Source organism: Qipengyuania sp. BR81-2 (genome assembly GCF_055693895.1).
Genome location: NZ_CM146344.1, coordinates 2,377,060 through 2,391,045, shown reverse-complemented (window position 1 = coordinate 2,391,045; position 13,986 = coordinate 2,377,060). Strand labels below are relative to the sequence as shown.

Below are 13,986 nucleotides of genomic sequence, written 5' to 3'. Positions count from 1 at the left end.
CGGAAGTCCTGCGTTATAAATATGGAGCGAAGTTGCTCCGATGCGTCAAAAGATAGAATTCATTCAGCGCCTGATAAGGAGGGTCTTGGGATAATGTCCACCATGGGCAAGAAAACTCTTACGTCTTACGTACTTATGGCTGGCTCCGCGCTGGCCCTTCCTTCCATGGCACAGGCGCAGACGCCCACAAGTTGGCCCGACAGCGGCACTTCCATGGTTGCGCAGCAGCCGACGCGCGCTTCTCAGGCCATCAACAACTGGGAATATCTGACCAAGCGGGACGACCTGTCGTTCGCCAGCTATTCCGGTTTCGTCTCGAAATATCCCGATTTCCCCAAGAGTGAACTCCTCCAACGGCGCGCTGAAGCGGCGCTCGACCGTGATGCTGTTTCACCGCAGTCGCTCGTCGCCTTCTTCGATAAGCATCCGCCTATCACCAATGGCGCCAAGGCACGCTACGCGCTGGCCCTCGCCTCGATGAATCGACCCGAGGCACAAAAGGTGGCGCTCGAAGCATGGCGCGGCGGAACGATGAGCGGTCCGGCTGAAGCCTATATGCAGGGCCTGTTCGGACAGTCATTCTCGCCCGAGGATCACGATGCTCGCATGGATGCGCTTCTGTGGCAGGGCGACCTCGAGGCCGCATCCCGCCAGATCGTGCGCGTTTCGCCTGCTTATCGCGGCATGGCACAGGCGCGGCTCGCGATGCTGCAGGGCACCACGCCTAGCGAGGCCGGGTTGACTGTTCCCGCAGGCGCACTCGGTGACAGCGGCTACGTCTACAACCTCGCCCGCTATCATCGCAGCAACGGACAGCTGCCCCAGGCAATCAACCTGCTTGCGACCCGTGCCGATTTCGGAACACCCGCCCATAACGGAACCGCGTTCGTCACCGAAAGCCTGCGCGTCGCGCAAGGCGCAGACGCCCGAAGCGCAGTCAGGATCGCTTCGAAGGTCGACGACCTCTTTGCGCCGGGCACCGACATTTCCGATGGCAGCTTCACGCTGCGCGACAAATATACAGACCTCATGTGGCTTGGTGGGACCAAGGCACTATGGTCGCTTGGCGACGGTGCACAGGCCGCCCCGCTGTTCTATCGATACGGCGCAGCGGCCAAGACTCCGCTGACCCGCTCCAAGGGCTTCTTCTGGGCTGGCCGCGCGTCCGCTCAGGCCGGCAATCGCGCCGAGGCGGAGCGCTATTGGAGCATGGCGGCTGCCTATCCCGATTATTATTATGGGCAATTGGCGCTGAGCGAGCTCGGCCGCGCCATGCCGGCTTTCGCGGCCTTGCAGACCGACGGGATCGATGACGCAACCCGGCGCGAGTTCGATGCCGACCCTCTGACCGAAGCCCTGCGCGAAATGGCCCGCAACCGCCGCGCCTGGCAGACCGAACGTGCATTTTTCGAAGCACTGGCCGAGAAGGCCCGGACACCGACGCAGATGGCGCTCGTGGCCGAGCTTGCGCGTGAAACTGGCCTCGACGAGATGGCCGTCGTCGCAGGCTTGGTCGCCGGCGAAACCGGCGTAAACGGTTTCGAGCGGCTCGGCTTCCCGACCGTTCCCACGCATTCTGGCGCGAACTGGACGATGGTCCACGCAATCGCGCGGCAGGAAAGCGAATTCGACCGCAATCGCGTCAGCCATGCCGGCGCGCGCGGCATGATGCAGCTGATGCCCGGCACCGCTCGCGAAGAAGCCGGAAAGATCGGCGTCCAGTACATGTCTGCCAATCTGACCGAGAGCCCGAGCTACAACATCCGCCTCGGCGATGCCCATTTCGCGCGGCTGATGGACCGCTATGACGGAGCCTATCCGTTGGCGCTTGCGGCTTATAACGCTGGCCCCGGCCGCGTGAACCAGTGGCTGCGAGCCAATGGCGATCCGCGTACCGGCGCAGTCGACTGGGTGACCTGGGTCGAGCAAATCCCCGCCAATTTCGAGACCCGCTACTACGTGATGCGGGTGATCGGGAATGCAGTGACCTATGCGAACATGCATCCCGACAAGTCCCGCAGCTACGAGCGCGATATCCGCCATTACCTGCGCTGACTTTTGCCGCTAGGGACGCTCCTGCAATGCAGGGCAAGACCAATCCGATCACTCCGGCAGGCTATGCTGCGCTCAAGGCGCGCTACGATCACCTGCTCGGCACCGAGAGGCCCGAGATCGTCGAGATCGTCAGCTGGGCGGCCGGCAATGGCGACCGCAGCGAGAACGGCGACTATCTCTACGGCCGCAAGCGCATGCGCGAAATCGACCGCGAGCTCGGCCACCTCTCGCGGCGGATGAAAGCCGCTCGGGTAATCACGCCCGAGGACCAGCCAGACAAGTCGCGCGCATTCTTCGGGGCTATCGTCACGCTGGCCGATGAAGACGATAACGAAAAAGTGGTCGTCCTTGTCGGCGATGACGAGCAGGATGCGGGCGCCGGGCGGATCGGCTGGTCGAGCCCGCTCGCACGCGCATTGAAAGGCGCGGCCGTCGGCGATTTGCGAACCGTGCGACTTCCGTCGGGCGACAAGGAATGGGAAGTGATCGCAATCGATTATGCGTAGGCTTGCCCTTCCCGCCCTCCTCCTGCTTGCCGCCGCGCCGCTTGCATCCAAGGACAGTCTCGGGATCTTCTCCGATTGGGGCGCGTTTCGCGAGCCTTCGGTGCCGCAATGCTATGCCATCGCGGAGGCCGAGGAGAGTCCCTTCTCGCGCGAATTCGATCCGTATGCGACCATCGCCACATGGCCCGCGCGCCGCATACGCGGACAGGTCCATTTCCGTCTCTCGCGCCCGATGCGGCAAAACAGCCGCGTCTCACTGCGGATCGGTCGCCAGACCTTCACCCTGACCGGCGGAAGTGCAGATGCCTGGGCCCGTGACGCGGCAATGGACGCCGCAATCGTCGCTGCGATGCGTTCTGCCGAAACAATGACGGTCCGAGGCACCGACACTCGTGGCCGCCGTTTCTCGGACCGCTATTCGCTGGCCGGTGCAGCCACTGCCATGGACGCCGCGACGCTGGCCTGCCCGCGACGATAGATACAGAAAGGGCCGGAAGCGCGAGGCTCCCGACCCTTTCGTTGCTATCGATACAGCTTAGAAGCGCATGCCGAAGCCGACCATGACCTGGTGACGGTCGAGGTCGATATCGGGGACTGCGACGTCGGGAGCGTCACCCTCGAAATCCAGCTCTGCATCGCTGTAGTTCGAATAACGGTACTCGACCTTGGCAAAGGTATTGTCGCTCAGCGCGTATTCGGCGCCGGCACCGAGGCGATAGCCATCAGTGTCGAGGTCCGCATCGAACTGAGTCGTGCCATCGTCCGAGCGGATGTTGTAGCTAGCATTGGTATAGCCACCCTTGGCGTAGATGAGCAGGTCATCGGCTGCCTTCACGCCGACGCGAGCACCGAGATAGAGGTCGCGGCCCGTTTCGACGTTGCCGATGCCGAGGTTCTCGAAATCGCCATCGTCGAACTCGGTTTCAGCCGTGGAACCGGCAAACTCGCCTTCGACGCCAAGAACGACGCCGCCCGCATCATAGTCGTAGCCGACGCCGAAACCGTAGGAGAGGCCGTCGATCGACTGGTCGTCATTTGGATTGGCATCATTGTCGACGGTGCTGCCGGCCTGGCTAACATCGTATCCGGCAAGAGCTTCGACACGAAAGCCGCTGAAATTGTCGTCATCCGAGCTCTGCGCCATGGCGGGGGTTGCTACTGCGAAGATCGAACCTGCGACGAGAAGGGCTGCTGTCTTTTTCATTTTTGTACTCCGTTATTGTTTTCCCGCGAGCCGTCATTGCGACCGCGTGGACCCATCAAACGGAGCTGAACGGGTTCGGGTTTCATGAACGTTGCACAACAAGAAAACGTTGTTTTTACGTCACATTAAGACGGTCATGCCGTGCCGCGCGTGCGATGAAATGCTTGCCCGAATTTCCATCGACAAACCGAAGGGGACATTCGATAGAGCGTTGGAACCCGATGACAATGTCGCGACTTGTTTCGCCCCCGCTACGGGCTTTCAATCCGCGCCGCTTGCGCCTATATGCGCCGCTCCCATGGCAGATACGAACCTGATGAGCATTCCCGGGCAGGTGGACCCGGTTCCCGTCGCGCGTGACATCACGCCGCGCGAAGATGGCCGCGTGGACCTGATCGGCTTGCCGAAAGAGCGTATCCGCGAACTATTCGAAGAAGCAGGGCTCGAGCCGAAACAAGCCAAGCTGCGTTCGAAGCAGGTTTTCCATTGGCTCTACCACCGCGGCGTGACGGACTTCGAGGCGATGACCGACATCGCCAAGACCATGCGCCCCTGGCTCGCCGAAAGGTTCGTTATCGGACGCCCTGAAGTAGTCGAGGCTCAGCATTCGACCGACGGAACACGCAAGTGGCTGCTCAAGACCGCCGACGGTCACGAATTCGAGATGGTCTTCATCCCCGATGCCGACCGCGGAACGCTGTGCGTCTCCAGCCAGGTCGGCTGCACTCTCAACTGCCGCTTCTGCCACACCGGTACGATGAAACTGGTGCGCAACCTGACGCCCGGCGAGATCGTCGGCCAGGTCATGCTCGCACGCGATGCGTTGGGCGAATGGCCCAAGGGCTCGATGGCTGGCCTCGACGAAGCGGAGGACGAAGGCCACTATACGTCCGACGGCCGCCTGCTTACCAACATCGTAATGATGGGCATGGGCGAGCCGCTCTATAACTTCGACAACGTCAAGGGCGCGCTCAAGCTCGTCATGGACGGCGACGGCCTCGCGCTGTCCAAGCGGCGCATCACGCTTTCGACCAGCGGCGTCGTTCCGGCGATGGAACGTTGCGGCGAGGAAATCGGCGTGAACCTGGCAGTCTCGCTCCACGCGGTGACCAAGGAAATCCGCGACGAGATCGTCCCGCTGAACAAGAAGTACGGTATCGAGGAACTGCTCGAGGCCTGTGCTGCCTATCCCGGCGCCAGTAATGCCCGCCGCATCACCTTCGAATACGTGATGCTCAAGGACAAGAATGACAGCGACGAGCACGCACGCGAGCTCGTGCGCCTGATCAAGCAGTACGGCCTGCCCGCCAAGGTCAACCTCATTCCGTTCAATCCCTGGCCGGGCGCGCCCTACGAGTGTTCGACACCCGAGCGCGTGAAGCGCTTCTCCGACATCGTTTTCGAAGGTGGCATTTCCGCCCCCGTCCGCACCCCGCGCGGGCGCGATATCGATGCAGCCTGCGGCCAGCTGAAGACGGCAGCGGAGAAGAAAAGCCGCGCCCAGCGCGACCGCGAGGCGGCAGAGGCTGCCTCCGCGTGAGCAGCGACGCGGCGACGATTGCCTATTACGAGGCAAACGCGCCGCGCTATACACTGAGCTTCGGACAGGCGCCGAGCCGCCATCTCGACAGGTTCCTAGATCGGCTTAGCCCGGGCGCTCGTATCCTCGAACTGGGCTGCGGCGGCGGACGCGATTCCGCGCGGATCATCGAACGCGGCTTCGGTCTCGATGCGACCGATGGCACCCCGGCCATGGTCCGCAAGGCAAACGAACGTTTCGACGTGAGCGCGCGGGTCATGCTATTCGGCGACCTCGCCGCCAATGAAGAATACGACGCCGTCTGGGCGCACGCGTGCCTCCTCCACGTACCGCGCAGCGAGCTCCCGCCGATCCTCAACAAGATCCTTGAGGCGTTGAAGCCCGGCGGCCTCCACTTCGCGAATTACAAGCTCGGCGAAGCGGAAGGCCGCGATCCCCTGGGCCGCTGGGCTAACCTGCCAGACGAAGAATGGCTCGAGGGCAGCTACTGCGATGCAGGCTTCGAGGTGCTTGCGGCGGAGCGCTATCGCGGCAAGGGTGCCGATGGTGTCCAGCGCGACTGGTATGCCCTCACCCTCTGCAAGAAGGACGGTTGATGCCCGAAGTCTTCGCCATCTGCGCCGGTTTGCCCAAGCCCTTCAACGGCGCCGAAATGAGCGCGATAGACAAAAGGCCCGTCGAAGGTGTCGTAACCATTCGCAGCTTCGGTATCGAGGGCGACATGGTCGCCGACACGAAGCATCACGGCGGACCGGACATGGCCGTGCATCTTTATCCGCACGATCACTATGCGGAGTGGGACGCATGGCTGGGCGGCCATGATTTGCTCTCTGCCCCTGCGGCCTTCGGCGAAAACCTGATGGTCGACGGTCTTGCCGAGGATGGCGTCCACATCGGCGATCGCTTCCGCCTCGGTGAAGCCTTGCTCGAGATCAGCCAGCCCCGACAGCCCTGCTGGAAGATCGAACATCGGTTCGGGCGCAAGGGAATGGTCGCGCGGATCGTGAAACAGCACAATTGCGGTTGGTACTTCCGCGTATTGGAAGAAGGCAGTGCCAAAGGGGGTGAAATGCTGCAACGGATCGAAACCGGCCATGACCATTGGACTGTCGCGCGCCTTTTCGCGTCTCTTTATGATCCCGCCGAAGAGGCCGACCGGGGCCAGCTTGAAGAGATCGCGAATCTCGAACGTCTTTGCGACCCTTGGCGAGATAAAGCGCGCAAAGCCTTGGAAAGCTAACGCTTCGTCGCACACTCCCAGTCGGTTTATCGCTAATATCCGATTAATTGCGTTCGTTCAGCCGCGGTTGTCCTTCCTTGCTCATTCTGGCTGCAATCCACTCTTCAGATGGGAAGCAATAATGAAGAAGTTCGCAATCGCTTTTGCCGCCGGAACGCTGGCCGTTACCGGCATCGGTACCGCCGCTCCGGCTGCCGCCGATCCGCCCTCCTGGGCCCCTGCTCACGGCAAGCGCGCAAAGGATCGCGCAGCCCGCTACGATCTCGCGCGGCTATTATGTCGAACCGCGCCGTATCACGCGCGACAGCTACATGTGGCGCGGCCGCGACGGGCGCTACTATTGCAAGCGCGACAACGGCACCACCGGCCTGGTGATCGGCGCCGGCGTGGGTGCGCTGGCGGGTCACGAACTCGCCGGTCGTGGTGACAAGGCGCTCGGCGCCATCCTCGGCAGTGCTGTCGGGGCCGTGATCGGTCGCGAGATCGATCGTGGAAGCCTGCGCTGCCGCTAAGTTCCTCGGGTCGCACCTTCGAACCCGGCGGCGTCGTCACTCCTTGAGTGGCGGCGCCGCTTTGGTTTTGCGGGCCTTTCCTTTGTCGATGCGAGCCCTATGGTGGCTGCCAAATGACTGACAGCAAACCCAGTGTACTCGTGACCGGTGGCGCCAAGCGGATCGGCAAGGCGATTGCCGAGACCTTCGGGCGGCAGGGCTGGCATGTCGTCATTCACTACAATCGATCGGGCGACGCGGCACGGAAGGTCGCCGCAGACCTGCCCAGTGCCGAAACTATCGGCTGCGATCTCAGCGACGGTGATGCCGGTGTCGCCATGGTCGATGAACTCGCCGCAAGGCTCGGCGATTGGGCCGTGCTCGTGAACTGCGCTTCGATATTTGACCCAGACGATGTAACCGCACTTGATCCCGAAACGAACAAGCGGGCGATGCAGATAAATGCCCGGACACCCACGCGCATGGCGCAGGCCTATCTTGCCAAGGCAAAAGCCCCTGGCGGGCGGCGCGTCATACAGGTGACGGACCAGAAGCTGGCAAATCCCAATCCCGATTTCTTCAGCTATACCATGAGCAAACACGCGCTCGACGCGACGATAGCCATGCTGTCGATGGGTGCGGCGAAAGAGGATGACCGCGTCTACGGGCTGGCTCCAGGGGCCATTCTCGCGAGTCACGACCAAACGAGCGAGGAAGCGGAGATATCGCACCGCCTCAACCTTCTCGAACGGCGAACCCGCTCGCAGGAAATTGCGGATACAGCCTACTTCCTCGGCCAAGGGCATCTAGCCAGCGGCCAGACGATCTACTGCGATAGTGGACAGCACCTGCTGCGCCAGTCGCGCGACGTCATCTACCTTGCACGCGAGGGAAATGAAGCATGAAGCGCCACTCGGCAACCACGCGGATATGGCATTGGCTGAACCTCGTGTGCGTCGTCGTCCTGTTCATGTCAGGGCTGACGATCTCCAATGCACACCGCAGGCTCTATTGGGGCGACTGGGGCTTCTCTGCCGAGCAGGCTTGGCTGATCGTTCCGCGCTTTCCCGACTGGATGACCATTCCCGGCTATTACAGCCTCGCAGTCGCCCGCGACTGGCATATCCTGATGGCATGGCCCTTCGCCCTGCTCCTGCTCTTCATGTGGATCGCCATGCTGGTGAACCGCCACTTCTCTCGCGACATCGCGACATCGCGGACGGAATGGAAACCCTCTGCGATCTGGCATGACATCGTTCAGCACCTGAAGCTGAATTTCGACCACAAAGGCGGGAAGTACAATTTCCTGCAGAAGCTCGCCTACGGGCTCGTGCTCGGCGTCTTCCTGCCGATGATGATCTTCACCGGCATCGCCATCAGCCCAGGAATGGAGCCGACCTTCGGCTGGTTGGTGGACCTCCTCGGCGGACGGCAATCGGCGCGCAGCCTGCATTTCATCTTCGCGTTCGCCCTCTTCGCCTTCTTCGTGGTCCACGTCGCGCTGGTCATTCTGGCTGGGCCGATCGGGCAGATCCGCGACATGATTACCGGAGGCAGGCACGATGAAGCGTAGAGGATTTATAGCCGCGGCCGGTGCTGCCTTCGTGGCCGGCTGCAACAAGATCGCCGATAGCGATACGGGTTCGCGGCTACTCGGGGCGGCGGAGGACTGGCACAGGAAGGCGCACCGCCTGCTGACCGATCGCGAGGCTCTCGCCCCAGAGTATCCTCGCAGTGCGATATCGCCTTTCTTCCGCGGCAATGGATCGACCGATCCGCAGAACGGCGATTACCAGCAGCAGGCCGCCGAGAACTTCGTGAACTGGCGGCTCGACGTGCGCGGGCTGGTCGACAATCCGATGCAGCTCAGCCTCGAAAACATCCGCAAGCTGCCCCAGCGTACGCAGGTCACGCGGCACGATTGCGTGGAAGGCTGGAGCGCGATCGGCGAATGGACCGGGCCGCAGCTCTCGCTGCTGCTCGATGCTGCGGGGCTGAAGCCCGAGGCAAAGTTCATCGTATTCCGCTGCGCCGACAATCTCAACGGGCAGGAATATTACGAGAGCGTCGACCTGATCGATGCCTACCACCCGCAGACAATCGTCGCACATATGCTCAATGGCGAACCCCTGCCCATCCGCAACGGCGCCCCCTTGCGCATGCGGGTCGAGCGGCAGCTCGGATACAAGCATCCCAAATACCTGACCGCGATCGAAGCGGTTGCCAGTCTCGACGATATCGGCGGCGGTCAGGGCGGCTATTGGGAGGACCGCGCCGGTTACCAGTGGTACGCCGGCATCTAGCCGCTACTCCGGATAGATCCGGCCCATGGTCTCCCAGTCCTCGCGGATCATTTCCTCGAGAACGTCCATATCCACATCGGCAAGTTTGTTGATGTAAAGGCAGCTCTTCCCCGTCGAGTGCTTGCCAAGCCTCTTCAGCTGCGCCTCCCGGCGTTTTGTCGCCACATCGTCGCAGTAGCCGCCCATGAGGTAGAGCGAATGCTCGGCCTTGCGCGGGCTGAAGCCGCTGCGCATCCAGTGCACGTCGCGGCCGCTGGCATAGGTCGTCCGGTACTCGCCGTAGCCGATGATCGCCGGTCCCCACATCTGCGGCTTCTCGCCGGTGACCTTGCGAAACAGCGCGTCGAGCACCTTCGCTTCTTCGCGCTTTCGCTCTGGCTCCACACCATCGATGAATTCCGCCGGATCGACGTCGGTGATCTGTGTCTTTGCCTCTGCCATGTGGGCAATCCTAGCATCCGATTGACTTGCCGCCAACGCGGGGCGATGCTCCGCCCGGGTTGGAGAGGGGAGACCAAGCCGGTGTGGCTACTCGATAAATTTCTGAAGACCGCGATCAAGCACGGCCGGATGGTCGTCACGGATCACGACGGGAAGACCTATGAGTACGGCACGGGAGACGCCTCCGAACCGCCGCTCCGCATCACGCTGACCAACAAGAAGGCCGCCAACCACATCGCGCGCTATCCGCAGATGGGCGCAGGCGAGGCTTTCATGTGGGGCTGGCTCAAGGTCGAGGAACCGCTCGATATCCGCGACCTCATCCTCTTCGTCACGCAGCAGGCGGGCAAGCCGGGCGACAAGGCTCTCAAACCCAAGGGCAAGCTGCGCACCGCCGCCCAGCGCATGCTCGCCAAGGCCGACAGCATCAACCTGCGCAGCAAGGCGCGCAAGAACGCCGAGCACACCTACAATCTCACGCGCGAACTCTACGAGCGTTTCCTCGACGAGGACCGCCAGTACACCATGGCCTATTACCGCGAGGACCCGGCCACCACCTCGCTCGAGAAGGCACAGCTCGACAAGAAGGCGCACCTCGCCGCCAAGATGCACATCAAGCCCGGTCAGCGCATCCTCGACATCGGCTGCGGCTGGGGCGGCTTCGCGCTCTACCTTGCGCGGCATTACGACGTGGAGGTCCACGGCGTCGCCCTCGCCCCCGACCAGATCGCCTTCTGCAAGGAGCGCGCGGAAGAAGCGGGCGTGGCCGACAGGGTCAAATTCAGCCTCACCGATTACCGCGACGTAACCGGCCAGTTCGACCGCATCAGCTCGGTCGGCCTGCTCGAACACGTCGGCACGCCACATTACCCGCAGTTCTACGAGCACACGAACCGCCTGCTCAAACCCGACGGCGTGATGATGAGCCACTGCTGCGGGCGCGCGGGTCCTCCCGGCTTCACCGACGCCTGGACGCGCACCTACATCTTCCCCGGCGGATACATCCCTGCCCTGTCCGAACTGGTCAGCCAGTCCGAGCAATACGGCTGGCAGGTGATGGACGTGGAGGCGATGCGCTTCCACTACAGCCACACGCTGGAGGAATGGTACAACCGCACGGTCCAGCACCGAGAGGAGATCGTCGATATGTACGACGAGACCTTCTACCGCATGTGGCTCTACTACCTCGCCGGCGCCGAACAGAGCTTCCGCCACGGCGACATGGTCAACTGGCAGCTGATCTACGTGAAGGACCGCAACGCCATCCCCATGACCCGCGAATGGATCACGGAAGAGAGCGCCCGCCTGCGCGCCGCCGACGCGGACAAAGTGCCGGAGTGGCGGTTCGCGCAGCGGGAAGCGGCGGAGTAATTCCCCACAGCAAAGCGACCGGCAAAGTGCGCGGCCCATGTTGGTGAACTTTCTGCAAGTTGACGAAACACATGCGGGCAGCGCCTTCCATAGGGACACGCCAGAACGCCAAAACCCCGCACGCTGGCGGGGCTTTCGGAGGGTGAGAGTTTACAGGATCAAAGAGCGGGCTGGGGCTAGCGACGGGGTTGCGTGTAGGAAAGCGGTGGATTGCGAACCGCCTCTCAAACAAGACGCCGAGTTGGCGCAAAGCGCAAAAGAAAAGGCGGAGTAGGATATTGCCGAACGTCGTCAATTATTTTGAAGAAGTACTTCAACTTCAATCTGAATATTCGTCAGAGAACACGCCAGCGATGGAGCGTCGTGGACAAATAATCCGCAATTTGGCACCCGCCGAGATGCGCGAATGGCCTGCAGCAAAGGCCGGCGCGGCACTTCCGTTCAAGGGTAGGCTGAACGTTCAGGGGCGCGACGGCACGGGCCTCAAGACGTTTGTGCCCTGGATTAGAATTCATTCTCCGGAATTGTCACCGTCCGCACAGAACGGTTGGTATGTGGTCTTTCTTTTCCGACCAGATGGCTCGGGTGTCCATCTGTGCATTTCACATGGTTCAACCAGGTTTGATGGCGGAGACTTCAAGCCGCGAAGTGCGGATGAAGCTACGGAATTGATGCGATGGAGCAGGAAACTGTTGGCGGCAACTGCCGAAGGACTGGGCTTCCAATCCGGCCTAGACTTGGGGTCAAAAGAGAAGCTTGCTCGGGCCTATGAGGCTACTACAGCATTTAGCCGCTTCTATGCCAAAGGGCAGCTTCCGGGTGAACCGAAACTCAGTTCCGAGACTTCAGAAGCTATCGAGCTGTTAGGTGAGATTTATAGATCAATTGAGCTTGGTCGGTCGCCTGAGGACGATCCACCTGAGATAACTGAAGCGAAAGTTGCTCTCAAACGGATAGCAAAGCCGCAGCCCGAAAGTGGCCCCGCTCGGGGTCAGGGATTCGGATTAAACCGAGAAGAAAAGCTCGCTGTCGAGACACATGCGATGGCTGTTGCACAAGCATGGCTGTCGGATAATGGGTACACGGACGTCCGCGACGTCAGCGCAAAACATTCATGTGATTATTGGGCCAGCAAGAACGGGTATAACCACTATGTTGAAGTGAAAGGCACCACTGGCAGTTTTGGCAAGATACTGTTGACGGCCAACGAAGTGCAATTGCATCGAGAATTTCACCCGGACAATATCCTTATTGTAGTGCACGATATTGATTTGATTGATGCAAGGACTAAAGCAACTGGCGGAAAAACGAGAGTCTTCGAGGAATGGGATGTCAGCGCACATCCTTTACAGGCGCTCAGTTATTCGTGCGACCTGACGAAAAGTGCTGAAGGTTAGTCTCTCCGCACCCACCGATACACCGGCCCGAACCCCACCAACGCGGCTCCGACAAACGGCAGCGCCACGACCCATAGGCGCACGCCGGTCACGCCCTCGGGGCTGGCGATGCTGATGGCGGCGGTCATGGCGAGGCCGACGCATATCGCGATCATGCCGATCACGAGGCGCAGGTGCGGGACCGGGGCCTCGCGCTTGGCGGCGCCCATACCGCGCTCGTAGCGGGCGAAGAGGGCGATCAGCGGGAGGGTCGCGGCGATGTAGAGCACGAACCAGACGGGGCGGCTCCACCACCAGTCGGCCGTCCCCGGCATAACGCGCAGGCCTACGCCTCCGGCTGCCCAAGCGGCGACCATTACCAGCACGTAAGCCGTCAGGTGCCAGAGATAGACGGTCATGATCATGCCGTTCATCAGCACCGTCGCGGTCCAGACCGAGAGGTTGTCGAGCAGCTTCCTGCCCCACGGCTCCAGCGCCAGCACCAGCCCCGTCTGCGTCATGCCCAGCGCCAGCAGCGCGATGGTCGGCGGCATGGAGTTGGACAGCTCGGCCCCGGGAACGCCGATCATGGCGATTGGATAGGGCCCGAGGATGGTCAGGAAGAGGAGCGGGACGAGGCTGGCCGCGAAGAAGAAAAGGCGATGCCCCGTGCTCCTGAAAGCGTCGTCGTGCCAGGCATAGCCGAGCTGGTGGATGGCGACCCACACGAAGACGAAATTGAGGAAGTCGACGTAAGGCACGCCTTCGAACACCGCCAGATAGTCGACGAGGATCGCTGCCGAGACGAGCAGGAAGAAGGATCGGAAACCCCATTTGCGCCACGCCGCATGGGTCAGCGGCGCGAGCGCGGTCACCAGCAGGTACACCGCGAGGAACCACACCGGGATCAAGGCGAGGAACACCGCCATGCGCACCGTCTCGCGGTCCATCCCCACTTGCGTGGCGATGAAGGCAAACGCCGCCCACACCAGCAGCACTGGAAACACCGGATTGATCAGGCGCTGGATGCGGCTGGCGAACCAGTCTGAGTAGTGACCGCCCTTGGCGCGGGTCGAGGCCCAGCTTACCCCGTTCGAATATCCGCCGACGAGGAAGAAAATCGGCATAACCTGGAAACCCCAGGTGAGCCATTGCGTCCAGGGCAGGATGCCGAGCAGATGCCCGCCGACCACCTCGCCGTCAGCGCCGATATAGGGCGCGGCGACCAGCCAGTGGCCGATCACCACCGCCATGATCGACAGCGCGCGAAGGAAATCCACGTAGCGGTTGCGCTCAGGCGGTGCCTGCTCGGCCAGCGATTTCGCCTTGTTCCACATTCCCACTTCGGCGCCCCTTCCCGCGATCCACTCCGAAAGGGTCTATGCCGCCAAAGTCCTGACAACCAGTAACGCGCACGACTTTCCCGCAGCTAAGCGCTTCTTGATTGCCTACAGCGTGA

At 61.8% G+C, this 13,986-nt stretch carries 14 protein-coding genes and 1 pseudogene; 12 read left to right on the top strand and 3 right to left on the bottom strand.

The features are described 5' to 3' along the window. The first annotated feature begins 93 nt into the window (after positions 1–93). The 3 genes from ACZ1G8_RS12105 to ACZ1G8_RS12095 are packed head-to-tail and all read left to right on the top strand — an operon-like array spanning position 94 to position 3,039. Positions 94–2,055 (top strand): lytic transglycosylase domain-containing protein, encoded by a 1,962-nt coding sequence (locus ACZ1G8_RS12105; protein ID WP_472679610.1) that lies wholly within the window; start codon positions 94–96, stop codon positions 2,053–2,055. A 26-nt stretch (positions 2,056–2,081) separates the two neighbouring features. Next, positions 2,082–2,561: a GreA/GreB family elongation factor gene (locus ACZ1G8_RS12100; protein WP_472679609.1), complete on the top strand. Its 480-nt coding sequence runs from the start codon at positions 2,082–2,084 to the stop codon at positions 2,559–2,561. Further along, the gene (locus tag ACZ1G8_RS12095; protein WP_472679608.1) at positions 2,554–3,039 is read left to right on the top strand and encodes an invasion associated locus B family protein; all 486 of its coding nucleotides are present in this window, start codon (positions 2,554–2,556) and stop codon (positions 3,037–3,039) included. Before ACZ1G8_RS12100 ends, ACZ1G8_RS12095 begins: the two co-directional genes overlap by 8 nt. 57 nt (positions 3,040–3,096) lie before the next feature. Here the strand turns inward: ACZ1G8_RS12095 and ACZ1G8_RS12090 are convergent, their stop codons facing one another. Further along, positions 3,097–3,765 carry an outer membrane protein gene (locus tag ACZ1G8_RS12090; protein WP_472679607.1) on the bottom strand — a complete coding sequence of 223 codons (669 nt, stop codon included), beginning with the start codon at positions 3,763–3,765 and terminating at the stop codon, positions 3,097–3,099. Between the two features lie 136 nt (positions 3,766–3,901). Here ACZ1G8_RS12090 and rlmN point away from each other — a divergent pair, with 136 nt between their 5' ends. From rlmN to ACZ1G8_RS12055, 7 genes and pseudogenes are all read left to right on the top strand, one after another. Continuing rightward, a complete protein-coding gene (gene rlmN, locus ACZ1G8_RS12085) occupies positions 3,902–5,305 on the top strand; it encodes a dual-specificity RNA methyltransferase RlmN (RefSeq protein ID WP_472679606.1) in 1,404 nt (467 codons plus the stop codon). Further along, entirely contained in the window at positions 5,302–5,901 is a 600-nt protein-coding gene (locus ACZ1G8_RS12080) for an SAM-dependent methyltransferase (protein WP_472679605.1), read from the top strand. Before rlmN ends, ACZ1G8_RS12080 begins: the two co-directional genes overlap by 4 nt. Continuing rightward, positions 5,901–6,545 carry an MOSC domain-containing protein gene (locus ACZ1G8_RS12075; RefSeq protein ID WP_472679604.1) on the top strand — a complete coding sequence of 215 codons (645 nt, stop codon included), beginning with the start codon at positions 5,901–5,903 and terminating at the stop codon, positions 6,543–6,545. Before ACZ1G8_RS12080 ends, ACZ1G8_RS12075 begins: the two co-directional genes overlap by 1 nt. Positions 6,546–6,666: 121 nt before the next feature. Further along, positions 6,667–7,057, top strand: a pseudogene (locus tag ACZ1G8_RS12070) (glycine zipper 2TM domain-containing protein). Positions 7,058–7,170: 113 nt separating this feature from the next. Then, entirely contained in the window at positions 7,171–7,941 is a 771-nt protein-coding gene (locus tag ACZ1G8_RS12065) for an SDR family oxidoreductase (RefSeq protein WP_472679603.1), read from the top strand. Then, complete coding sequence (locus ACZ1G8_RS12060) at positions 7,938–8,609, top strand: cytochrome b/b6 domain-containing protein (protein ID WP_472679602.1); 672 nt, start codon at positions 7,938–7,940, stop codon at positions 8,607–8,609. The genes ACZ1G8_RS12065 and ACZ1G8_RS12060 overlap by 4 nt, the downstream gene beginning before the upstream one ends. Then, a complete protein-coding gene (locus ACZ1G8_RS12055) occupies positions 8,599–9,339 on the top strand; it encodes a molybdopterin-dependent oxidoreductase (RefSeq protein ID WP_472679601.1) in 741 nt (246 codons plus the stop codon). The genes ACZ1G8_RS12060 and ACZ1G8_RS12055 overlap by 11 nt, the downstream gene beginning before the upstream one ends. A gap of 3 nt (positions 9,340–9,342) precedes the next feature. Here ACZ1G8_RS12055 and ACZ1G8_RS12050 read toward each other — a convergent pair whose 3' ends face one another. Further along, positions 9,343–9,780 (bottom strand): DUF1801 domain-containing protein, encoded by a 438-nt coding sequence (locus ACZ1G8_RS12050; RefSeq protein WP_472679600.1) that lies wholly within the window; start codon positions 9,778–9,780, stop codon positions 9,343–9,345. An 81-nt stretch (positions 9,781–9,861) separates the two neighbouring features. On the opposite strand from ACZ1G8_RS12050, the gene ACZ1G8_RS12045 reads away from it, so the two are divergent. Both ACZ1G8_RS12045 and ACZ1G8_RS12040 read left to right on the top strand, forming a co-directional pair. Continuing rightward, positions 9,862–11,151: a class I SAM-dependent methyltransferase gene (locus tag ACZ1G8_RS12045; protein WP_472679599.1), complete on the top strand. Its 1,290-nt coding sequence runs from the start codon at positions 9,862–9,864 to the stop codon at positions 11,149–11,151. A gap of 278 nt (positions 11,152–11,429) precedes the next feature. Then, entirely contained in the window at positions 11,430–12,548 is a 1,119-nt protein-coding gene (locus ACZ1G8_RS12040) for an MrcB family domain-containing protein (protein ID WP_472679598.1), read from the top strand. Here the strand turns inward: ACZ1G8_RS12040 and ACZ1G8_RS12035 are convergent. After that, positions 12,545–13,864: an acyltransferase family protein gene (locus ACZ1G8_RS12035; RefSeq protein WP_472681248.1), complete on the bottom strand. Its 1,320-nt coding sequence runs from the start codon at positions 13,862–13,864 to the stop codon at positions 12,545–12,547. The two genes, ACZ1G8_RS12040 and ACZ1G8_RS12035, sit on opposite strands and share 4 nt — an antisense overlap. Between the last annotated feature and the right edge of the window lie 122 nt (positions 13,865–13,986).